Annotated in this window: 21 protein-coding genes; 12 read left to right on the top strand and 9 right to left on the bottom strand. The window is 65.2% G+C overall.

The features are described 5' to 3' along the window. Positions 1-74 precede the first annotated feature (74 nt). Complete coding sequence (locus ACU8YE_RS20645) at positions 75-653, top strand: chorismate mutase (protein ID WP_446929474.1); 579 nt, start codon at positions 75-77, stop codon at positions 651-653. A gap of 126 nt (positions 654-779) precedes the next feature. Here the strand turns inward: ACU8YE_RS20645 and ACU8YE_RS20640 are convergent, their stop codons facing one another. From ACU8YE_RS20640 to ACU8YE_RS20630, 3 genes are all read right to left on the bottom strand, one after another. Then, complete coding sequence (locus ACU8YE_RS20640; protein ID WP_446929473.1) at positions 780-2,261, bottom strand: DegQ family serine endoprotease; 1,482 nt, start codon at positions 2,259-2,261, stop codon at positions 780-782. 147 nt (positions 2,262-2,408) lie between these two features. After that, positions 2,409-3,725, bottom strand: a complete 1,317-nt coding sequence (locus tag ACU8YE_RS20635; RefSeq protein ID WP_446929472.1) for an ATP-binding protein — start codon at positions 3,723-3,725, stop codon at positions 2,409-2,411. Between the two features lie 3 nt (positions 3,726-3,728). After that, a complete protein-coding gene (locus ACU8YE_RS20630) occupies positions 3,729-4,463 on the bottom strand; it encodes a response regulator transcription factor (protein WP_260803458.1) in 735 nt (244 codons plus the stop codon). Positions 4,464-4,701: 238 nt separating this feature from the next. Between ACU8YE_RS20630 and ACU8YE_RS20625 the strand changes: the two genes are divergently transcribed. Continuing rightward, entirely contained in the window at positions 4,702-5,214 is a 513-nt protein-coding gene (locus ACU8YE_RS20625; protein WP_232038936.1) for a hypothetical protein, read from the top strand. A 61-nt stretch (positions 5,215-5,275) separates the two neighbouring features. On the opposite strand, the gene ACU8YE_RS20620 is transcribed toward ACU8YE_RS20625, so the two are convergent. Further along, positions 5,276-7,000, bottom strand: coding sequence for a S53 family peptidase (locus ACU8YE_RS20620; protein WP_446929471.1), 1,725 nt, complete (start codon positions 6,998-7,000; stop codon positions 5,276-5,278). A gap of 215 nt (positions 7,001-7,215) precedes the next feature. Here ACU8YE_RS20620 and ACU8YE_RS20615 point away from each other — a divergent pair, with 215 nt between their 5' ends. Further along, positions 7,216-8,049 carry a MurR/RpiR family transcriptional regulator gene (locus tag ACU8YE_RS20615; RefSeq protein WP_322018002.1) on the top strand — a complete coding sequence of 278 codons (834 nt, stop codon included), beginning with the start codon at positions 7,216-7,218 and terminating at the stop codon, positions 8,047-8,049. Positions 8,050-8,068: 19 nt separating this feature from the next. Here the strand turns inward: ACU8YE_RS20615 and ACU8YE_RS20610 are convergent, their stop codons facing one another. From ACU8YE_RS20610 to zwf, 3 genes are read right to left on the bottom strand one after another with little or no spacing between them, the layout of a single operon-like run. Then, positions 8,069-9,136 carry a glucokinase gene (locus tag ACU8YE_RS20610; RefSeq protein WP_414563138.1) on the bottom strand — a complete coding sequence of 356 codons (1,068 nt, stop codon included), beginning with the start codon at positions 9,134-9,136 and terminating at the stop codon, positions 8,069-8,071. Then, complete coding sequence (gene pgl, locus ACU8YE_RS20605) at positions 9,117-9,821, bottom strand: 6-phosphogluconolactonase (RefSeq protein ID WP_446929470.1); 705 nt, start codon at positions 9,819-9,821, stop codon at positions 9,117-9,119. Before pgl ends, ACU8YE_RS20610 begins: the two co-directional genes overlap by 20 nt. Then, complete coding sequence (gene zwf / locus ACU8YE_RS20600; RefSeq protein WP_260803462.1) at positions 9,821-11,290, bottom strand: glucose-6-phosphate dehydrogenase; 1,470 nt, start codon at positions 11,288-11,290, stop codon at positions 9,821-9,823. Before zwf ends, pgl begins: the two co-directional genes overlap by 1 nt. Before the next feature lie 321 nt (positions 11,291-11,611). Here zwf and edd point away from each other — a divergent pair, with 321 nt between their 5' ends. After that, on the top strand, positions 11,612-13,441 hold the full coding sequence (edd, locus tag ACU8YE_RS20595) for a phosphogluconate dehydratase (protein ID WP_446929469.1): 1,830 nt from the start codon (positions 11,612-11,614) through the stop codon (positions 13,439-13,441). Between the two features lie 48 nt (positions 13,442-13,489). Here the strand turns inward: edd and ACU8YE_RS20590 are convergent, their stop codons facing one another. Both ACU8YE_RS20590 and ACU8YE_RS20585 read right to left on the bottom strand, forming a co-directional pair. Next, complete coding sequence (locus ACU8YE_RS20590; RefSeq protein WP_433868333.1) at positions 13,490-14,188, bottom strand: YceH family protein; 699 nt, start codon at positions 14,186-14,188, stop codon at positions 13,490-13,492. Between the two features lie 105 nt (positions 14,189-14,293). Then, positions 14,294-14,749: a universal stress protein gene (locus tag ACU8YE_RS20585; RefSeq protein ID WP_024977942.1), complete on the bottom strand. Its 456-nt coding sequence runs from the start codon at positions 14,747-14,749 to the stop codon at positions 14,294-14,296. A 137-nt stretch (positions 14,750-14,886) separates the two neighbouring features. On the opposite strand from ACU8YE_RS20585, the gene ACU8YE_RS20580 reads away from it, so the two are divergent. The 8 genes from ACU8YE_RS20580 to ACU8YE_RS20545 all read left to right on the top strand — a co-directional run bounded on the left by ACU8YE_RS20580 (position 14,887) and on the right by ACU8YE_RS20545 (position 22,311). Further along, complete coding sequence (locus ACU8YE_RS20580; protein ID WP_446929468.1) at positions 14,887-15,345, top strand: DUF3293 domain-containing protein; 459 nt, start codon at positions 14,887-14,889, stop codon at positions 15,343-15,345. A gap of 97 nt (positions 15,346-15,442) precedes the next feature. After that, complete coding sequence (locus tag ACU8YE_RS20575) at positions 15,443-15,955, top strand: hypothetical protein (protein WP_316879848.1); 513 nt, start codon at positions 15,443-15,445, stop codon at positions 15,953-15,955. A 234-nt stretch (positions 15,956-16,189) separates the two neighbouring features. Continuing rightward, positions 16,190-17,347, top strand: a complete 1,158-nt coding sequence (locus ACU8YE_RS20570; RefSeq protein WP_446929467.1) for a cytochrome c oxidase subunit II — start codon at positions 16,190-16,192, stop codon at positions 17,345-17,347. Between the two features lie 12 nt (positions 17,348-17,359). Beyond that, entirely contained in the window at positions 17,360-19,144 is a 1,785-nt protein-coding gene (gene ctaD / locus ACU8YE_RS20565) for a cytochrome c oxidase subunit I (RefSeq protein WP_446929466.1), read from the top strand. Next, positions 19,141-19,749 (top strand): cytochrome c oxidase subunit 3, encoded by a 609-nt coding sequence (locus ACU8YE_RS20560; protein ID WP_446929465.1) that lies wholly within the window; start codon positions 19,141-19,143, stop codon positions 19,747-19,749. The genes ctaD and ACU8YE_RS20560 overlap by 4 nt, the downstream gene beginning before the upstream one ends. Further along, complete coding sequence (locus tag ACU8YE_RS20555) at positions 19,746-20,438, top strand: heme-copper oxidase subunit III family protein (RefSeq protein WP_260803470.1); 693 nt, start codon at positions 19,746-19,748, stop codon at positions 20,436-20,438. The genes ACU8YE_RS20560 and ACU8YE_RS20555 overlap by 4 nt, the downstream gene beginning before the upstream one ends. Positions 20,439-20,445: 7 nt before the next feature. Then, complete coding sequence (locus tag ACU8YE_RS20550; RefSeq protein WP_260803471.1) at positions 20,446-20,793, top strand: cytochrome C oxidase subunit IV family protein; 348 nt, start codon at positions 20,446-20,448, stop codon at positions 20,791-20,793. Between the two features lie 162 nt (positions 20,794-20,955). Further along, positions 20,956-22,311, top strand: coding sequence for an MFS transporter (locus ACU8YE_RS20545; RefSeq protein ID WP_446929464.1), 1,356 nt, complete (start codon positions 20,956-20,958; stop codon positions 22,309-22,311). Positions 22,312-22,549 lie beyond the last annotated feature (238 nt).

Here is a 22,549-nt window from a genome sequence, read left to right as displayed (position 1 = left end):
CGCCGGCCGGTCAGCGCTTCGGTATGATTGCCGCTCCCAGTCTCATGACACGCAGCTATCGACCGGTACTTAGCATGAAGAACGCCTTTAACACGTTGATGACACCCCGAATTGCCTGCACCCTGCTGTTGGCGGCGAGCTTCGCCACCCAGGCTCACGCCCAGGAAGGCGCCTTCGCACCGCTGCTCCGCCATCTGGCGGATCGCCTGGTCACCGCCGATCAGGTTGCGCTGAGCAAATGGGACAGTGGCCAGTCGGTCTACGACCCGGCGCGCGAAGCCAAGGTCATCGCCAATGCCTCGGCGCAGGCGCCCGCCTACGGCCTGGCGGCCGCGGACGTGAGCGATGTCTTCACAGACCAGATCGAGGCGAACAAGGAAGTGCAGTACGCCCTGCTGAACGACTGGCGCCGGGCCGGCGCCGCGCCCACCGCGCAGCGGCAGAGCCTGCCGGATGTGATTCGCCCCAAGCTCGATGGGCTGCAGAAATCCATTCTGCAAACGTTGCACGATGCTGCGCCGGCACGCCGGCAGGCGGATTGCCCCGTACAGGTAGCGAAGGAGATCGGCAGAGTGTCGCAGGAGAAATCGCTCGACACCCAGCATCGCATTGCGTTGGATCGAGCAACGGCACGGCTCTGCACCGCACCCTGATCCAGTGAAAGAACGGCGCGGCCCGCATCGGGCACGCGCCGCAAACAAGAACGAAAAAGCCGGCCCAACAGGACCGGCTGATCTGGAAGAGGCGATGTTCCCGGCGACGTGGCGCCGGAACGTATGTCAACCCAAATCCACAGGCACGAAGATCTTCGTATCGTCACGCTGCACCAACAGCGCGACATGCTTGCCGGCGCGATCCACCAGCGTGCGCAGCTCCTGCACCGATGACACCGGTGTGCCGTTGAGCGACAGGATCACGTCGCCGGGCTGGATGCCGACCTTGGCCGCCGGGCCGGTTACGTCCATCACCACGAGGCCGCCAGGCAGGCCGTTCTGCCGCTTCTCTTCCGCTTGCAGCGGACGCACCGCCAAGCCCAGACGGCCTTGGTCGGGCGCAGCTTTTTCACTGGACGCCACCTTGGCGTCCTTGGCGGCACCCACGGTCACAGTCAGCGTGGTCTGCTTGCCCTGGCGGATGATCTGCAGCGGGACGGTGGTCCCAGGCTTGATGTCGGCCACCTGTTCGGGCAGATCACCCGACCGGTCGATACGTGCATCGCCAATCTGCAGGATCACGTCGCCTGGTTGCAGGCCGGCCTTGGCTGCGGGGCCGCCGTCTTCGACCGAGTTGACCAATGCGCCTTCGGGCTTGGGCAGCTTGAAGGAGTCGGCAAGCGACTGGTCAACCTCCTGCACCGCCACGCCCAGGCGGCCACGCGTGACCTTGCCGGTCGACACGAGCTGCTGCTCCACCTTCATCGCCACATCGATCGGCACGGCAAACGACAGGCCCTGGTAGCCGCCGGTCTGGCTGTAGATCTGCGAGTTGATGCCGATCACCTCGCCGCGCTGGTTGAACAGCGGGCCACCCGAGTTGCCGGGGTTCACGGCCACATCGGTCTGGATGAAGGGCACATAGGTATCGTCCGGCAGCGAGCGCGACTTGGCGCTCACGATGCCCGCCGTGACGGTGTTCTCGAAACCGTACGGCGAACCGATGGCCAGCACGGGCTCACCCACCTTGGTATTGGCTGGGCTCCCAATTTGCACCACCGGCAGGTTCTTGGCCGAGATGCGCAACACTGCCACGTCGGATTGCTTGTCGACGCCCAGCACCTTGGCCTTGAACTCGCGGCGATCGGTCAGCTTGACGTTGACCTCTTGCGCGCCATCCACCACGTGGGCGTTGGTCAGGATCAGCCCATCGGCCGAGACGATGAAGCCAGAGCCCAGACCGCGCACGATCTGGTCGCCGCGCTGCTGCGGCATCTGCGGCATGAAGCGCTTGAAGAATTCGGAGAACGGATCATCCGGGCTCATGCCGGGCGGCAGTCCTTGCATGCTGGTGCGCTGCGCGTGCGCGGTGGTGCTGATGTTGACCACCGCCGGGCCGTAGCGATCGACGATGCCGGAGAAATCCATGGGCGCCGCAACAGCCACCGCAGCTGCGCCAGGAGCGGGCGCGGTGGTTGCCGCTGCGGTGGCCACGGGTGCTGCCACCGCACGCGAAATCATGTCTTTTTGAAGATAGGCATAGCCGCCTGCAACGGCGACCACAGCGGCCAGGCCAGCCGCACTGCGTGCCAGGGTTTGACGTGTCATTGTCGTGTCCTCTCTTGCTGAGCGCGAGGGTCACGGCCTGCGGAGTCGCCAGTCGTGCCCATCGGTTGAAGGCATCGTAGGCGGGCAGACTTAAACGAGACTTAAAGGTGCAAGGTGCACGCGCACATCACACGAAACAAAATGTTTCTACGCGCTGGCCTTGAATGGAAAGCGCAGCACCACGCGCAAGCCGCCACCCTCGCGCGCTTCCAGCGCAAGGGCGGCGTCGTGCGCCTGCGCAATTTCGCGGACGATGGCGAGCCCCAGGCCGCTGCCGCCCGTGGGCGCCTGCGCAGGCCGATAGAAGCGATCGAGCACGCGTTCGCGTTCTTCCGCAGGGATGCCGGGGCCGTTGTCCTCCACCACGAGCTGCGCGCCACCGTCTGGCGTATGTGCCGTCGACACATCGACGCGCGCCCCGGCCGGACAGTATTTCAACGCGTTGTCGACAAGGTTCACAAGCAGCACACGCAGCGCATCGGAATTGCCCATGACCGAAGCCGGCTGCGACTCCACCGCAATCCCCAAATCAATGCCCTTGTGCACTGCCGCCGGCGACAACTCGGCAACCACGTCGGCCGCCACGGCGTCTAGCGCAACGGATGCGCGTTGCGTATCGGCGGCGCCAGGCTCCTGCCGCGCGAGCGTGAGCAACTGGCCGACGAGACGGATCATGCGTTCCACACCCCGATGCAGATCAGCATGTGCGGCGCGGCGTTCGTCTTCGTTCTCGGCGCGGTCGGCCACCTGCAACTGCAGCTTGAGGGCGGCCAGCGGTGTACGCAGCGCGTGGGCGGCGTCGGCAACGAACGCGCGCTGGTGCGCGAGCGCGGTGCCGAGTCGCGCAAGCAGATCGTTCAATGCATTCGTCAGCGGGCGGATCTCGTCAGGCAAGCCCTGCGTGGGCAACGGCGACAGCGCTGCCGCATCACGCGCCTGCACCTGCTTGGCCACCGAGCCCAGCGGCGCCAGCCCACGCCCGACCGCAAGCCACACGATCCAGCCCAGCAGCGGCAACAGGATCAAGAGGGGAGCCACCGTGCGCAGCGCCATGCGCGCCGCCACCTCGTGCCGCGCGCTGTATGGCTGGGCGATCTGCACCACGGCAGGCCCGAACGCAACGCTGTAGATGCGCCATGGGCCTTCCGGCGTATTCGCGTCTGAGAAACCCAGCTCCGCCTGGTCCGGCAGATCGGGACGCGCGTGCGAGAGGTACAGGCTGCGCCCGGTGCCGTCCCAGATGCGGATCACGACATCGTCGTCACGCGCAATGCCGGCGAGCGCCGGCGGCGGCGGGTCGATCCACTGGCTCGGCAAGGCGGCGGCCACCTGCTGCATCTGGTAGTCGAACAGCGCGTTGGCCTCCTGGCGCGCCTGCGCGTAGATCAGGCCGGTGGCGATGACAATGCCCGCCAGCAGGCCGCCGGCCAGCCACCACAGCAGGGTTTTACGGATCGATTGCATGGCTTATTGGTGCGCGTCGTCGCCGGCAGGTTCCGCAGGCGACGTTGCCGCCTCACGTGGAATCACATACCCCACGCCGCGGATGTTCTGGATGAAATGGCTGCCGAGCTTCTTGCGCAGCGCATGGATGTAGACCTCGACCGTGTTGCTGCCGACCTCTTCATCCCAGCCGTAGAGGTTGTCCTGCAGTTGTGCGATCGACCACACCTTGCCCGGCCGCGCCAGCAGCGCATGCAGCACCGCAAACTCGCGGCCCGACAGCTTGACCGGCACCCCCGCGCGCAGCACCTCGCGGGTGACAGGGTTGAGCAGCACCTCGCCGTGGCGCATGAGCGGATCGGCACGGCCGCCTTGTCTGCGCAGCAGCGCGTGCATGCGGGCGGCCAGTTCCTGCAGGTCGAACGGCTTGACCAGGTAGTCGTCTGCGCCGGCATTAAGACCGGCCACGCGGTCGGCCACGGCGTCGCGCGCGGTGAGGATCAGGATGGGGATGGCGATACCGCGCTGGCGCACCTCGCGCACCACGTCGAGCCCGTCGCGCTTGGGCAGGCCGAGGTCGAGCAGCATGAGATCGAACATGGTGGTGCCGGATTCTGCACCGGCAGCGCCGGGGGCGGTCACGGCGTGCACGGCAGCCTCGCCGTCGCGCACCCAATCGATGGCGAAACCGTCGTGGCGCAAACCCTTGCGCACGCTGTCGCCGATCATGTCGTCGTCTTCTACGAGGAGCACACGCATCACTGTCTACCTGGGGTATTCGAGAAACCTACGCTGAAGCCTACGCTCTGGCATGCATCCATGCCACCCGCCCTCACCGCCGAACGCATCATAGCGCTGTCGGTGCACCCGCCCCATGGAAGCCGGCCCGTGCCAATGTCGTGACGCTTGGCACCTGTTTGCGTCCAGAGGCGAGTGCCACGATGACGTCGTAGGCGTACTGCAGCGTCATGCGCCTTAACGTCAATGGAGAACGAAGATGCCACGCAGACTCTCGGACCAAACTCTGAAGAAAGGCAATGGGGAAATCGCAATCACCTTCCTGCAAGAAGGCTTCGGCAACTTCCAGGCAGTCAAAACAAATGACCCGGGTGATGGCTCAGAGGAGTGCACAGTCACGTTGCATTACAGCGGCGGCTCTATCGAGGGCAAGACTGGCAACGGCCATGGGCACGCAGAAATGGACGCCCTGCACCAGTTGTGGGCCGACGTCTGCAACAAGGACCTGAATACCTTCCTGACCTATTCGCGCAACCTCACGCTCGACTGCACTGACAAGCCGTGTTGCGTCAAATGCTCCTCGGTGCTCGGGTGGATGGGGGTTTTGCCGCGCACCGCCGATACGAAGAAAACGCCGTACACGATGGGCAAAACGTCATGGAACGTCAGCACTGACGTACTGAACCTGATCCGCGAAGTCACGAAAGTGCCCACCGATGCCTTCCGGCAGTTCGCCAACATGAGCCAGTCCGATGTCCGCAAGCATCTGTAGCAGTACGGCTGGGCGGGCGGCTCGCGCTTTGTGCAAAACCGCCCGCAAACTCACCCCCGCGTCAGAACCCGCCCGATTTGATCAGTTGATTCAACGCGCCGATGTTCAGGCTGCCCCAACCCGTCGGGTAGTCCCAGCCTTGCGCGGCGTTGTAACCGTAGCCCTGGTAGCCGTTGTTGCCCGAGACCACGTCATAGCGCAGCAGCGACGCGTTGGCCGGAATGGCGCTGTACAGGCGCGCCGCCGGGAAGCCCAGGTTGCCGTTGGCCGCCAGCAGCCGTGCCCAGAAGCCGACGAAGATGGGCGATGCGAGGCTTGTGCCGCCAATCTGCTGCAGTCGCCCGTAGTTGTAGATGTAGGCGCCGGTGCTCTGCGCCGCGTCGAACGACACATCGGGCAACAGTCGCGCATTGCCGCCTTGCCAGCTCGGCGCCGGCAGGATCTGGCTGATGCCGCCGCCCGTGGCCCAGAGCTTGCCGTTGCCGTCGAGCCCCTCGTTCCACACGCTCTCGCTGGCGAAGCTCGATCCGCTCGTGTAGAGCGTGGTGCCGCCAATGGCCAGCACGTGCGGTGACGATGCCGGCCACGATACGCTGTAGTTGCCGCCATCCGGATAGCCGCGGTTGTTGCACTCATAGACGCCCTCGTCGCCCGAAGACACGGAGAACGTCTGCCCCTGCGCGGCGGCCGTGGTGAAGATGGCCTCTTCGGCGTCGAGCGTGCCGTCGGCGCTGGCGTCGTTCTCGCACCAGCCGAGCGACACGTTGATGATCTTGGCGGTGTTGTCGGTCACCGCCTTGTTGAAAGCCTTGGTCAGGCCCGTGTTGCCCGGCGCATTCAGGTCGGCCATGTAGAAGGCGAGCTTGCCAACCGCGCCGCCGGCCGCACCCACGATGGACTGGCTGTCGAGGTTCCACTCACCCTGGCCTTCCTGGTCATCGGTGTAGTTGCCGCTGGTGCCGTTCGTCTTGATCGTGGTGGTGGACACCGTGGCGTAGCCGTTGTTGCTCGTAAACGTCCGCAAGTCACGCAGCGTTTGCGATACACCGCCGATGGTGATGACACCAACGGTGGTGCCCGCCGCCGTCGGCACGCCGGTCGCGCCATACAGCGCCGGGAATTCCTTCGGGTAGTGGCCCGTCGCGGTGCCCGCCGCCAGCGTGCGCGCTTCGGCCACATCGCCCACGCGCAGCAACGGACGCGCACGCGCCACGTTCTGCAGGCCCAGCACCGAGCCGACGATACCGCCCAGCGCGCGCGGCACCTGCGCCTTGCCGCTGTTCGCAAACCCGCTGCGGCCGGCCAGCTGGTAATGCACCAGCGGCGTGTTGAACGCCGCCTTGACCGTGCCGGCCGTACCGCGCGCCGACACCAGCAACCGGTTGGGCGCAACGTCAATATCGATAAAACCGTTCTGCCGCAGATAGCGCACCACGGCATCCACCTGCGCCTGCGTGGGCGCGTGGTCGGCCAGGAACTGCTCGCTCGTCAGGTACTTGCGGTAGCGCGGGCTGCGCGGGTCGTTGACGTCCCGGGCAAGCGTCTTCAGCGTGGCCTCGTTGCGCAGCTTGAGGCTGATCAGCACGTCGGTCGCCTGGCCCGGTGCGACCTCGTTGGCGGCACCGCGCGCCATGAGCTGCGGGCCGGTCACGAACGCCTTGGTGTGGGTGTCGACCCAATCGGTGGCAGCATGCAGCGGCCCGGCCGCAAACACCAGCGGCCATGCATACGGCAGATGGCGGCACAGGTTGGAGAAACGCTGCATGGAGAGAGCAGTACGGAGCATCGGATGTCCTTTTGAGGAGTACGACGTTGCAGGACCACGCCGCTTGTGACGACGTGGGCGTCGTTCACCGTATCCAACCCGCTGCCCTCGCAACAGTGCAAAAACAGTCAGTTGCACTCGGAGCGCGCTGCATCTAGCAACCCCTCGCCGGGCGGTTGCGCACGGCTGCGCTTGCCTTTATCGTGATGCGGTCCACCATTCGAACCCGCGCGCAGATGAGCGCCCAGCAAGCCACTTCCTCCGCCACACCTGAAGCACCGACCGACCTGCGCGAGCGCATCCGCGCGGCGCGCCCGTCGCTCTCTCCGGCCGAACGCCAGGTGGCCGACTGGGTGCTGCGCCAGCCCGGTACGGTGCTGAGCCTGCCGGTGGCCGCCATCGCGCGCGAGGCCGGTGTCAGTCAGCCCACGGTTATCCGCTTCTGCCGCTCGATGGGCTGCCATGGCCTGTCGGATTTCAAGCTGCGGCTCGCGCAAGGCAACGTCGCCCGCGATGCTGCACCGGCGCGCATCGCGTCTCCCTCCGGCACGCGCGTCCTGCAAAACGCCATCGATTCGCTCACCACGCTGCAGGACCGCTTCGACCCGCGCACGCTCGATGCGGCGGTTGCGCTGGTCGACAGCGCCCACCGCATCGACCTGTACGGCTTCGGCAGTTCAGGCGTCGTGGCGCTCGATGCGCAGACGAAGTTCTTCCGCTACGGCATTCCCGCGAATGCGTATAGCGATCCGTATCTCGTGTCGATGTCGTTGAACGTGCTGCAGGCGGGCGACGTGGTGATCGCCATTTCCAAATCGGGCGCGTTGCCCGAACTGCAGACGGCGGTGGAGCGCGTGCGCGAACTGGGCGTGCGCGTGATTGCCGTGACTGCGCCAGACAGCCCGCTCGCGGCACTCGCCGATGTGGTGCTGCCCGCCGACGTGGACGATGCCGTGGCCGACCGTTCGATGGTCGCGCGCCTGTTACACCTGGCGCTGCTCGATGCGCTGGTGCTGGAAGTGGCGCTGCGCAAGGGCAGCGCACTCCATCACGCCGATCAACCTGAGTAACGCCAATGCGAAAGCGGCGTCAGTGCCCCTGGGCCACCGCGTGGTCCATGGCAGCACAGAGGCCGATCAGCCCCGGGTACGGGGAATGAATCACGTACACCGGCATCGACGCCACATAGGCCGAGAAGCGTCCCTTGTCTTCAAAGCGGCGCCGGAACGGTGAGTTGGCAAACGCCGGCCCCAGACGCGGGACGATGCCGCCACCGATGTACACGCCCCCGCGCGCACCCAGCGTGACCGCCAGGTTGGCCGCAATGGTGCCGAGAAACGCGCAGAACGTATCGACGGCATAGCGGCAGCGCGCGTGGTCGCCTGCGGCGTCTTCCATCTCGCCCAGCGCGATGGCGGTGATGTCGGCCGCGCGGCGCAACGTTGGGCCTTGCTGCCAGAGATCGAAGCACGCACCCAGCGCCTCGTAGATCAGCTCCAGGCCCATGCCCGAAATCAGCCGCTCGGCCGACACATGGCCGAAGCGCTCGCGTGCGAAGCGCCAAATGACGGCTTCCTCGTCGTTCATCGGCGGAAAGGCGACATGCCCGCCCTCGCCAGCCACGGCGATGTAGCGGCCCTCGGCCGTCGGCAGCAGCGATGCGACACCCAGGCCCGTGCCGGCGCCGAGCAGCGCCCGCGGTGCATCGGCCAGGCTCGCGCCGCCGCCCACCTGTTCCAGCTCGTCTGCGGGCAGATACGGCAACGCGTGCGCCAGCGCGGCAAAGTCGTTGAGCACGACGAAGGTGTCGAAGCCCAGCGACTGGCGCATCGCCTCGATCGAGAACGCCCAGTCGCGGTTGGTCATGCGGATCTGGTCGCCCAGCACCGGATTGGCGATGCCGATGGCCGCATGGCGCACGCCAGCGGTTGCGATTTCCGGCGGCAGCGAAGCCAGGTACGCGCGCATGGCTGCTTCCAGCGACGGATAGTCATCGCCAGCAAGCACACCGATGTGGGCCAGGCGCATGGGCGCCATCTCCAGCGCAAAGCGCACGTTGGTGCCGCCCACGTCGGCCACCAGCCGCGGGTAGGCCAGCGCATCGGCCAATTGGTCGGCCCCCGTGCCCGCGTTCACCTCATGTAGTCCAATAGACATCGAGCGGCACCTCCCGCTGATGAATGACGTAGCTCACCGGCAGCGCGCGCTGGGCCACGCCTCGCGCGGCATCATCGAACACACCGCGCTTGACCGGCCCGGAGATCGAAAGGAACAACCGCCGCGCCGCACACAGCGCAGACAGATTCAGGCTGATACGCCGATGCGGCGCTGTGCCCGGGCGCACCGGCAGATAGGCCGGCGCCTGCGTGCGATCGATGCCCTCGTTCAATTCGGGCGCGTCGGGAAACAACGATGCGGTATGCCCGTCGTCGCCCATGCCGAGAATCACTACGTCGGGTTGCTGAAACGGATCATTGGCAGTTGCCACGCATGCATCCACGTCCACCGATTCGCCATGCACATGCGGTGACAACACCAGCGGAAAAAAGCGCGCCGCAGCCGCGGCATCCTGCAACAGGTGCTCGCGGACAAGGCGCGCGTTGCTGTCGGCATGCCCGGGCGGCACGGCACGCTCGTCGACCAGCGTGATCAACACATCAGCCCAGCGCAGCGGCAACACGCGCAGTGCGGCAAACAGCGCGATGGGCGAACGCCCGCCAGAGACAGCCAGGCACGCACTGCCCTGTTCCTCGATCACATGCGTGAGCGTGTTGGCAACGGCCGCTGCCAGCGCTTGCACCTGCGCAGCGGCGTCCGGAACTGCGTGCCAGCGCATCGCCATTACATCTCCTCGTGCCAGGCGGCGTTGTCGCGCGAGAGCAGCGCGCTCGAAGCCGCCGGCCCCCAACTGCCCGCGGTGTAGCCCTTGGGCGCAATGCGAGCTTCGTTCCACGCTTCAATGATCGGCTCGACCCAGCGCCACGCTTCGGCCTGCTCATCGCGGCGCACGAACAGGCCGAGCTTGCCGTTGACAGCGTCCATCAGCAGACGCTCATACGCGCCGGCATGGCGCACGCCGCCGTGGTCGGTAAAGTCCAGATCCAGCGTGGACGGCTGCAAGCCCAGCGCCGCGCCCGGCGTCTTGGTCAGGAACTGCAGGCGGATGCTTTCTTCCGGCTGCAGGCGGATGACCAGACGGTTTTCCGGAAACTGGATCAGCGGCTTGGGAAACAGCGCATGCGGCACATCGTGAAAACGCACCACGATCTCCGCGAGGCGCTGCGGCATGCGCTTGCCCGTGCGCAGGTAGAACGGCACGCCAGCCCAGCGCCAGTTGGCAATCTCGGCCTTGATCGAGACGAACGTTTCGGTACGGCTGTCGGGCGGAATGCCCTGCTCATGCAGATAGCCCTGCACCGGCTGCCCCGCAATAGCGCCTTCCTGATACTGGCCCCGCACGGTCTTTTCCGGCACCTCCTGCAGCGGAATGGGCTTGAGCGCCTTGAGGATCTTCAGCTTTTCGTCGCGGATGGCGTCTTGCGACAGGCTCGACGGCGGCTCCATGGCGACGATACACAGGAGTTGCAGCAGGTGGTTCTGCACCATGTCGCGCAGCGCGCCGACGCCATCGTAGAAATCGCCGCGCTTTTCCACGCCAAGCTGCTCGGCAATGGTGATCTGCACGTCCTTGATCCATTCGCGGCGCCACAGCGGCTCGAACAACGCGTTGCCAAAGCGGATCGCCATCAGGTTCTGGACGGATTCTTTCCCGAGGTAGTGGTCGATCCGGTAGATCTGGTCTTCGGCAAAGAATTGCGCCACGGCGGAATTGATCCGTTCGTTCGACGCGAGATCGGTGCCCAGGGGCTTTTCCAGCACCAGCCGCACATTCGGCGTATTCAGCCCGACACGGGCGAGCTGCTTGCAGATGTCGATGAAGAAGCCCGGCGCCGTGGCCAAGTAGCACACGGTTACCGGAGCGCGGTCCTCGCCCAGCGCGGCGGCCAGCCCGTCGAACTGCTCGGGCTTGCGGGCGTCGACCTGCTGATAAACGATGCGCTCGGCAAACGAAGCCCAGGCGTCGTCTGAGACGGGCGCCCCGGAGTACAGGCGCATGGTCGGGCGCGTTTCACGCTCCAGCAGGGCAAGGTAGCCGGCGGTCTCCAGCGGCTGCGTGCCGATGGCGAAGATCCGCCCGCGCGGGTGCAGTTCGCCGCCCTGATGCGCATCGAACAAGGCCGGAATCAGCTTGCGGCGGGCAAGATCGCCCGTACCGCCGAACAACACCATGTCGAATGCGGGCACCGACATCGTCATCTCCTGTGTGTGAGCCATCGATTAGGCTAGCCTAGCTGACTAGCAAGACAACACGTGTTTTTAGCTCATTTTGTAGTATTACTACATCGCGGGCAAGGCATTCATGAAACTGCCCCGGCAAGCGTTTCCGGCGAAACTTTTGCCGCGGGGCGCCAGCTTTGGCGCGCCTTCTGGCACGCAATTCGCGTGCTCGCCCGTGTTAAGGGCGCTGCATCGGATGCGGTACCTGTGGAAAACCCTGCACCACATTCGGCGCATTTGTAGGAAAATTACAGCATTCCGTCCTGCCCGGACCTACCCCCCAGGAGAACCCGCATGGCCCTGCACCGCACTTTGGCCGCCGTCACCCAACGCATCATCGACCGCAGCCGCGGCCCCCGCCAGGCCTATCTGGACGTCACCCGCAAGAACGCCGGCCGCAAGGTCGAGCGTACGCTGCTCTCGTGTACGAACCTCGCCCACGGTTTTGCGGCCATGCCGGGTGAAGCGAAGATCCGCCTGAAAGCGCTGGAGCGGCCGAACCTCGGCATTGTCTCGGCGTACAACGACATGCTCTCTGCCCACCAGCCGCTGGAGGCGTTTCCCGCGTGGCTCAAGCAGGCCGCGCTGGACGCTGGCGGCACTGCACAGTTTGCCGGCGGCGTGCCGGCCATGTGCGATGGCGTGACGCAGGGGCAGGACGGGATGGAGCTGTCGCTGTTCTCGCGCGACACGATTGCCTTGTCGACAGCAGTCGCGCTGTCGCACCAGATGTTCGACGCGGCGCTGTACCTGGGCGTGTGCGACAAGATCGTGCCAGGGCTGGTGATTGGCGCGCTGTCGTTCGGCCACCTGCCCGCCGTGTTCGTGCCGGCCGGCCCGATGACCACCGGCATCAGCAATGATGAAAAAGCCCGCACGCGGCAGCTTTACGCGGAGGGCAAGCTCTCGCGCGCCGACCTGCTCGAAGCCGAATCCAAGTCGTACCACGGCGCCGGCACCTGCACGTTCTACGGCACGGCCAACTCCAACCAGATGCTGATGGAGGTGATGGGCCTGCACCTGCCGGGCACCGCCTTCATCAACCCGAACACGCCGCTGCGCGAAGCGCTCACGCGTGAATCGGCGCGCCAGGCGCTCAAGCTCGTCTTCAGCGGCGACCAGTACACCCCCATTGCCGACGTGCTGAATGAGCACGCCTTCGTCAACGGCATCGTCGGCCTGCTGGCCACGGGCGGCTCGACCAACCACACGCTGCACCTGATTGCCATGGCGCGCGCGGCCGGCATCCTGCTCACGTGGGACGACTTCAACGATCTGTCGGGCGTGATTCCGCTGCTGGCGCGTGTCTACCCGAACGGCAAGGCCGATGTGAACGAATTCCAGGCGGCGGGCGGCCTGTCCATCGTGATTCGCGAGTTGATCGATGCCGGCCTGCTCCACGACGACGTGACGACCATCATGGGCAAGGGCCTGCGCCGCCATGCGCAAGAACCTTTCCTGGACGGCGACAAACTCGTGTGGCGCGATGGCGCCGCCGCCTCGCTCGATACCAACATCGTGCGCGGCGTGGCCGAGCCGTTCTCGCCGGACGGCGGCCTGCGCGTGCTCGACGGCAACATCGGGCGCTCGGTCATCAAGGTGTCGGCAGTCAAGCCGGAACATCGCTTTGTGGAAGCGCCGGCACGCGTGTTCCTCGCGCAGGACGATCTGATCAACGCATTCAAGGCCGGTGAACTGGAGCGCGATTTCGTGGCCGTGCTGCCGTATCAGGGCCCGGCCGCCAACGGCATGCCCGAACTGCACAAGCTCACGCCAACGCTGTCGGTGCTGCAGGAGCGCGGTTTCAAGGTCGCGCTGGTGACGGACGGCCGCATGTCGGGCGCGTCGGGCAAGGTGCCGGCCGCCATCCACATCACGCCGGAAGCGCTCAACGGTGGGCCGCTGGCGCGTGTGCGCGATGGCGACATCGTCGTGCTGGATGCGGAAGCGGGCACGCTGCAAGTGCGCGTGCCGGAGGCGGAGTGGAAAGCCCGCCAGGTCAGCACGCCGGATCTCTCGCACTACCACGCCGGCGTTGGACGGGACTTGTTCTCGGGCTTCCGCCGCAATGTGTCGGCGGCGGAAGAAGGTGCCTGCACGTTGTTCGTATCGGCCGGCGCATAAGCTGAAGCCAGACCGACCGGCCCCGCCCGATACGGGCGCCGGTTGCGTCTACAGCATCGACTTGTCGATCGAGATGCCCAGTTCACCGGCCATCTGTTCGACGAGCGCCTGCAGCCTGGCCACCTTGTCGGCCAACGCCTTCTGCTCCGCCTTCAGCGCCTCGAACTCGGACGGCGCGATGGACTCATCAGCGCCGCCGGTTTGCCGAATCTCGGCCTGCCCAACTTCACCGCACAGCAGGTGCATCCAGCGGCTTTCGCGCTCCCCCGGCATACGCTGCAGCTTCACGACATAGGGCGGATCGTGCTCGGCCAGTTCGTCCAGAAACGCTTCAACGGATGAGATATCGGCAAAGGCGTGGAACCGCGCCGCGTTCAGTCGCAGCTCGGCTGCGGTCTGCGGACCGCGCAGCAGCAGCACCGTGAGCAACGCAATGGACTGGCTTGGCACAGCCAGCACGCGGTTCATGTTGTGCTCGAAGCGCGGCACGCGGCTGCTGCTGCCTTCCATGACGAGGCTCATCGATTTCAGCCCGTCGATGGCCGTGAGGATCTCGGCTTCGGTCACGGACATGACCGGCGCACGCGCGGTTTTCTGGTTGCAGCCGGCGGCCAGCGCGTTGAGCGTCAGCGGATAGGTGTCGGGCACCGTGTGCTGCTTTTCGACCAGAACGCCGAGCACGCGGCCTTCAAGCGCGGTCAGGGTACGGATGGCGCGACGCTGTGGAGCGTCGGAATGGATGTTCATGATGGGACGGCGACGGATACGCTGTGGGTTGGGGCCAATCGGATCCCAGCATCATATCCGCCACGCGCAGGCAAGCGACCCTGCCTGCGCAACAGCAAGCGAAACTCAGCCCTTGGCCGGACCGCGCACCAGCAACACCGGCGTGGTCGCCTGGCGGATGAACTTCTCGGCCACGCTGCCCAGCATCGCATGCGCCAGCCCACGGCGGCCGTGCGTGCCGATCACCACCACATCGGCGCCACTGCGCACCGCTTCGCCTTGCAGAGCGGCGGCCACATCTTCCCCCACGTTCTGCGTTTCCACCAGCACCGTTTCCTGCTGCAAACCGGCAGAGGTCAGCGTTGCGGCGGTGTCGGCCAACAACGCGGTGCCGGCCTGGATAAACGACTTGCGCAGCTCGGTCGGGTCGTAATAGCCGACGTCGAACAGCATGGCAGGGCTGTCGACAATATAGACCGCGCGGACAGTGCTCTGGAATGCCTTGGCCAGGCGCACGGCCTCGGCCAGGGCCAGCTTGCTGGTTTCGCTGCCATCAATGGCGACCAGGATCTTCTTGTACATGGTTCAAGCCTCGCAGGGGAGTGGTTGTCGAAATACTGTGCCGGGGCAGCAACATGGCCGCCTACGCACTATTCTGTGACATCCACGGCCCTTTTGCGTTGCGCCAGATCAGATGGCCGCGACCATGCGACGCAACAATGCACCGCCATCCGCCCGCCCCTACGCCCGAGTTGATTGCTGCTTACCGCAGCGCGCGGTATCGCGTCAGCACGCCGGAAGGCGACGTGCTGCTGCGCGTCGACGCCGTCAACCCATGCGTGGCGGCTCTGCTTGCGCAAGCCAACGCACCGTGGGCCGTCTTCGTGACGGCGCATGAGCCGTTCTCCCACCCGGTGTCTGCCGATGAAAACGCTGCGCGGCAGGCTGAACTGCTCGCCTGGGCCATCGCGCGCGGCATGCCGTGGCTCGATGGCGAAGGCGGGCCACCGGAAGATTCCCCGGCAAACCCGTGGCCGCCCGAGCCGAGCCTGCTGCTGTTCATTGAAGACGAGGCCATCGCCGACACCCTGATGCTCACGTTCGAGCAGAACGCCGTAGTGCTGTGCGATGCGCACGGATTTTGTACCTTGCGTTGGCACCCGTATCTGCCAGACTGATTTTGCACAGGGCACTTGGCAGACAGCGCTTTGCAGCACCCTAAGTGGCGCTTCCGATTCCTAAGTGCTTGCGTGGATACATCAGCAGGAGGTTCGTATGGAACTGCACATGCAATCGCATCATTGGGAGCGCCGCATGCCGGACTGGCTCGCCGCCAGCGTGGCAGGCCTCGTGGGCGGCGCACTGGTCATCGTGCTCGAGTTCTTCTGGTCAACCATGGTGCTCAATGAAAGCCCATGGCGCCCGACCCACAAGATCGCCGCCATGGTCATGGGCCGGGGCGCGCTGGAAGAGATGTCCCTGTTCAGCTACAGCATCGTGGCGACGGCGCTCGTGCTGCACTTCGTGCTGGGCGCGATCATGGGGATGATCCTTGGGGCCATCATCGCCCCGTTCCACTTCGACTCGAGCCCCGGCATGCTCGCAGCCGTTGGCGTGGTCTTCGGGATCGTGGCGTACGTGGTGAATTTCTACGGCATGACGGCCGTGTTTCCTTGGTTTGTGTCGGAGCGCGGCTCGGGGCCGCTACTGGCCAACCTGCTGTTTGGGGTGGCGGCGGCCATCACCTACGGCATGCTGGAGCGGCGCGTGGGCGAACCGATGCACTGATCCCCCGACCTTTTTTCCTGCGGCGCCGCAAGCTGAGCGGCGTCATCAGGACGCGGCCGCCTCTGGCAACCCATGCCGGAGGCGGCCGCTTTGCATTGCGGCGCAGCACGCAGATGCCGCATTGGCGCGATCCGTACGCGCGGTGCGCCTCGTCCTTACGTTGCCTTGCACGATCCGGGTGCGCGACCTAGCCTGTCTTTAGCGTCTTGAGGGAATCCCTCGCCGGAGGTGCCCATGGCCCTTGCGATTGCGCTCGTGCTGATCGTCGTGCTGGCGGTGGGGTTTCACTTTGCCAGTCCGTGGTGGATCACCCCGATCGCCTCCAACTGGGTGCGCATGGACGACACGCTGACGATCACCATCGTCATCACCGGCGTGCTGTTTGTCGCCATCAACCTCTTCGTCGTTGCAGCGCTCCTGCGCTATCGCCATCGCGATGGCCTTCCCAACCAGCGCGCCGCCTACGAGCCGCACAACACGCGACTGGAATGGTGGCTGATCGGCGTCACCACGGTGGGTGTGGCGGCGCTACTGGCGCCCGGCCTGTTCGTCTATGCCGATTACGTACGCCCGCCACCAAACGCCCTGCAGATGGAAGTGCTGGGCCAGCAGTGGCAATGGCGCTTCCGCTTTGCCGGCCCCGGCGGCAAGCTCGGCACGACCGACGTGCGCTACATCAGCAACGACAACCCGTTCGGCATGAACCCGGCCGACCCGAACGGGCGCGACAACTACCTGATCGAAACCCCCGAACTGCACCTGCCGATCAACCGCCCGATCCAGGTGCTGGCGCGCTCCCGCGATGTGCTACATGACTTTTACGTGCCGCCGTTCCGCGCACGCATGAACATGGTGCCGGGCATGGTCACCACGTTCTGGTTCACGCCCACCAAGGCGGGGCGTTACGACATCCTGTGCGCGCAACTCTGCGGTATCGGGCACTCCAACATGCGCGGCGTGGTGGTCGTGGAAGACGAGGCATCGTTTGCACGCTGGCTCGCACAGCAGACCACCTTCGAGCAGAGCCAGAAGGCCACGGTGCAGGCCGCCCCCGCCGCTGCCGGCGGCAGCGCGCAGGCATTGGCCGAGCAAGGCCACACGCTCGCCCAGGCCAAGGGCTGCGTCGCCTGCCACTCGGTGAATGGCAGCCCAGGCGTCGGCCCGACATGGAAGGGTTTGTACGGCTCCACCCAGACCATGGCCGACGGTTCGACCGCAGTGGCCGATGAAGCCTATCTGCGCGCCTTCATCCGCGATCCGAAAGCGCGTGTGGTCAAAGGCTTCGCGCCCATCATGCCGACCTTCGACCTGAGCGAGCAGGAGCTTGCAGCGCTGGTGGCGTACATCAAGGCGCAAGGTGGCGACGCAGCGGCGACCGCTGCAAAACCGTAGCGAGGAGAAACCATGTCCTACGCACACGCCGACCACGGCCAGGATCACGCACCACAAAGCTTCTGGACACGCTACGTCTGGAGCCAGGACCACAAGGTCATCGCGGTGCAGTATTCGCTCACGGCCATCGCCATCGGGCTGGTGGGGCTCGTGCTGTCGAACCTGATGCGGCTGCAGCTGGGGTTTCCGGGCAAGTTCGCCTTTATCGACGCCAACCACTACTACCAGTTCGTCACCATGCACGGAATGATCATGGTGGTCTACCTGCTCACGGCGCTGTTCCTGGGCGGCTTCGGCAACTACCTGATCCCGCTGATGCTGGGCGCGCGCGACATGGTGTTTCCGTTCCTGAACATGCTCAGCTACTGGGTGTATCTGCTGGCCGTGCTGGTGCTGGTGGCGAGCTTCTTCGTACCGGGCGGGCCCACCGGCGCAGGCTGGACGCTGTATCCGCCGCAGGCGATCCTGCCCGGCACGCCCGGCACCGAATGGGGCATCGTGCTGATGCTGGTGTCGCTGGCGATCTTCATCGTGGCGGCAACGATGGGCGGCCTGAACTACGTGACCACCACGCTGCAGGCGCGCACGCGCGGCATGACGCTCATGCGCATGCCGCTCACCGTTTGGGGCATCTTTACGGCGACCGTGCTGGCGCTGCTGGCGTTTCCGGCGCTGTTCGTGTCGGCCATCATGATGCTGCTCGACAAGACGCTGGGCACCAGCTTCTTCGTACCGGCAGTGGTATCGATGGGGCAGCAGCTCAAGCACAGCGGGGGCAGCCCGTTGCTGTTCCAGCACCTGTTCTGGTTCTTCGGGCACCCCGAGGTGTACATCGTGGCGCTGCCCGCCTTCGGCATCGTGTCGGACCTCATCAGCACGCACGCGCGCAAGAACATCTTCGGCTACCGGATGATGGTGTGGGCCATCGTCATCATCGGTGTGTTGTCGTTCGTCGTCTGGGCGCACCACATGTTCGTCTCGGGCATGAACCCGTACTTCGGGTTCTTCTTTGCCACCACCACGCTCATCATCGCCATCCCGACGGCGCTGAAGGTCTACAACTGGGTGCTCACGCTGTGGCGCGGCAACATCCACCTGACCGTTCCAATGCTGTTTGCCATCGGCTTTATCAGCACGTTCCTGATCGGCGGCTTGACGGGGCTGTTCCTCGGCAACGTCAGCGTGGACATTCCGCTGTCCAACACGTACTTCGTAGTTGCGCACTTCCACATGGTGATGGGCGTGTCGCCGATCCTGGTGGTGTTCGGCGGGCTCTATCACTGGTACCCGAAGGTGACGGGCCGCATGCTGAACGACACGCTGGGCCGCGCGCATTTCTGGATCACCTTCATCGGCACGTACCTGATCTACTTCCCGATGCACTACCTGGGCTTGCTCGGCATGCCGCGCCGGTATTACGCGTATGAAGGCTACAGCTTCATCCCGCCCTCCGCGCTGACGTTGAATACGTTCATCACCGTCATCGCCATCATCGTTGGCGTGGCGCAGTTGCTGTTCCTCTTCAACCTGGCTTGGAGCCTCGTGCGCGGCAAAAAGGCCGACGCCAACCCGTGGCGCGCCACCACGCTCGAATGGCAGACGCCGCAGACGCCACCCGTGCATGGCAACTGGGGGCCGACGCTGCCGGTGGTCTATCGGTGGGCATACGAGTACAGCCCGCCCGGCCGTGCCGATGACTTCGTACCGCAGAACGAACCACCCACCGGCGCACCCGACATGGGAACGGAAGCAGCGCCGGGCACCGACATCCTCCACACCAGCGGGGTGCGCACATGACGACCCTTCCCCGCCACTTTGTTCCCGATACCGCGCCTATCCTGCCGCACGCCGGGCGCATCGGCTTGCGTGTGTTCATGGCCGTGGTGACGGCGCTGTTCTCGCTGCTGATCCTGGCTTATTCCATGCGCATGCGCGAGCCGGATTGGATGCCGGTTCCGCACCCGGTCCTGCTGTGGTGGAACACCGGCGCGCTGGCGCTGGCCAGCGTGGCCATGGAACTGGCACGGCGAACCGACGCGCGCCGCACGATCTGGCTGCTCGCGGGTGGCGCGCTTGCCGCACTGTTCGTGTTCGGGCAATGGGCAGCATGGCAACAACTGTCGGCCACGGGGCAAGGCGTGTCGGTCAACCCATCCAACAGCTTTCTGTATGTGTTCACCGGCTTGCATGCAGCGCATGTCATCGGTGGTCTCGTCGTCTGGGCGGTGACGGTTGCACGCTTGCACCGCAACGCCGATCGCACGCAACGTGCCGTTGCCCTCTGCGCGACGTACTGGCACTTTCTGCTGGCCGTGTGGCTCTTGCTGCTGGCCGCAATGTGGTGGATCACGCCCGCATTCGTCAGTGCCATCTGCGGGCCGCTGTACGGAGCCACGCCATGAGCAACCCCACGCTTCCCACCGACCCGGCCAACGCCTTGCCCGAAGGTTGGCCCGGCGTCGTCAACGACTGGTCTGGCGACCGCGAAGCCTTCAAGGTGCCGTGGGGCAAGGCCATGATGTGGATCTTCCTGCTGTCGGACACCTTCGTCTTCAGCAGTTTCCTGATCGGCTACATGACAGTGCGCATGTCGACCACGGTGCCGTGGCCCAACACGGCCGAAGTGTTCGGCATGAAAATCGGCGGCGTGGAGGTGCCATTGCTGCTGATCGCCATCATGACCTTCGTGCTCATCAGCAGCAGCGGCACCATGGCCATGGCCGTCAACTTCGGCTACCGGCGCAACGCCAGGCGCGCCGCCGCGCTCATGCTGGCCACGGCATTGCTCGGCGTCTGCTTCGTCAGCCTGCAGGCATTCGAGTGGACCAAGCTGATCGTGCTCGAAGGCGTGCGGCCCTGGGGCAATCCGCTGGGTGCGGCGCAGTTTGGCGCGTGCTTTTTCATGATCACCGGCTTCCACGGCTTTCACGTGACCTGCGGCGTGATCTACCTGTTGCTGGTCGCACGCAAGATCCGGCAGCCGGGCTTTGCCGAACATGGCAACTTCCAGATCGTGGAGATCGCGGGCCTCTACTGGCACTTCGTCGATCTTGTCTGGGTGTTCATCTTTGCGTTGTTCTACCTGTGGTGAGGCAGCCATGAACCACACCGACCCATCTCCCACGTCAGCGGCGCCCGACACCCATGGCCAGCAGCACAGCATCAGCGTCTACCTGAAAATCTGGGGCCTGCTGTTCGTGCTCAGCACGCTGTCGTACTTGGTGGATTACTTTCGCGTGGAAGGCCTCACGCGCTGGGTGCTGATCGTCGTGCTGATGATCGCCAAGGCTGGGCTGATCGTCTCCGTGTTCATGCACATGATGTGGGAGCGGCTGGCCCTGGTGTACGCGATCCTGATGCCGCCGCTCGCGCTGCTGGTGCTGATGGTGTTGATGGCGGCGGAGGCGCATCACACGTTCGGGATGCGCATGCTGTTCTTCCATTGAGCCGCCTCTCGGCTGTCGTTTGACGGGCCGCCCAGTCCGGCCACGCCTACCTTTTCCGTCCAGTATCAATCTGGTGAATGTCGCGCATTCACCAGCCGACTGGCGTGCCTCCTCGGTGCCCGCTACCTTCAGCGCACACCTACAAAAAACTGAGGAGACACCATGCTGCCCCACCCTGCAACCATCGACGTGCGCGCGTGGCTCGATGGCCAGCGCTTTTCCGCGTTCCAATGGCGCGTCGTCGCGCTGTGCTTTTTCATCGTCGCCATTGACGGCTTTGATACCGCATGCGTCGGCTTCATCGCACCGGCGCTCGTGCAGGACTGGCACGTCACCCCCGGCGTGTTGGGCACCGTGTTCAGTGCCGGCCTGGCGGGGCTGATGGTTGGGGCGCTCGCCTTTGGCCCATTGGCCGACCGCATCGGGCGCAAGCGCACGCTGCTGATTACGGTCTCGGCGTTTGGCGTTGCCACGGTGGCATCGGCGTTTGCACCAAACGTCAGCGCGCTGATTGCGTTGCGATTCCTGACGGGCCTCGGCCTGGGCGGCGCCATGCCCAACGCCATCGCCCTCACGTCTGAATACTGCCCGGAGCGGCGGCGCTCCTTCCTCACCACCGTCATGTTCTGCGGCTTCACATTGGGGTCGGGCTTTGGTGGCATCGTTGCCGCGCAACTGGTGCCCGATTTTGGCTGGCGCAGCGTGTTGCTGTTCGGCGGCGTCGTGCCGCTGGTGCTGGTGCCGGTGATGGCCTTTGCATTGCCGGAGTCGGTGCGCTATTTAGTGTCCAGTGGCGCAAGCAACACAGCGGTCGGCAAGCTGCTCAACCGGATTGCGCCATTGGACGTCACGCCCGACACCCGCTTCGCGCTGCATGAAGCCAAGGCGCTGGGGTCGCCGGTCCCGCAGCTCTTCCTGCCGGCTTTCCGCACGGGCACGCTGCTGCTGTGGACGGTGTTCTTCATGAGCCTGCTGATCGTCTATCTGTTGACGAACTGGCTGCCGACGCTGATTCACGCGGGTGGCGTGTCGCTCGCGCTGGCGTCGCGCATTGCGGTGATGTACCAGGTGGGCGGCACCATCGGCGCGCTCATCATCGGACGGTTGATGGATCGGCACCCCGCGACGATCGTGCTGTGCGGCACCTACGGCCTGGGCGCCATATTCCTTGCTCTGACCGGCGTGACGCAAGGCACGATGCTCGCCTTTGCCGTCACGGGCGTCGGTTTCTGCATCAGCGGCTCGCAAATCGGCGCGAATGCGTTCGCAGCGCAGTTCTATCCCACTGCCAACCGTGTAACGGGCATCAGCTGGGCACTGGGCGTGGGCCGCCTCGGTTCGGTGTGCGGTGCGCTGGTGGGTGGCGTCTTGCTGACGGCAAACATCGGGTTCCAGCTGCTGTTCCTGATCGTGGCGGTGCCGGCAGCAATTGCGGCGGTGGCCATCTTCCTATGCGGCAGCCAAGCCAAACGCTCCGCCGCTGGGCAGGCGTTGCCCATGGCGTCGGAAGGCACCTAAGCATCCGGCCCGTCGAGAGCGGATTGCGGACCTCAAACAGTGAAGCTCCACTGTCTGAGGTCGAAAATCTCGACCTCCAACTGCGGCGCTCGACCGTCCGGGAGCGGAACGTGAATCGCCCCGCTGCCAGTAGACACCTGTGAGCCTCAAACTAGAGGTTAGACAGGAGTTGCGATGAGTGCGCAGAGATACACCGAAGAATTCAAGGTCGAGGCGGTCAATCAGGTCTTGGACAGAG

The sequence above is a fragment of the Ralstonia sp. VS2407 genome (assembly GCF_052950655.1).
Note: the sequence above shows the minus strand (reverse complement) of the source record. Positions and strands in the feature narration are given on the sequence as shown.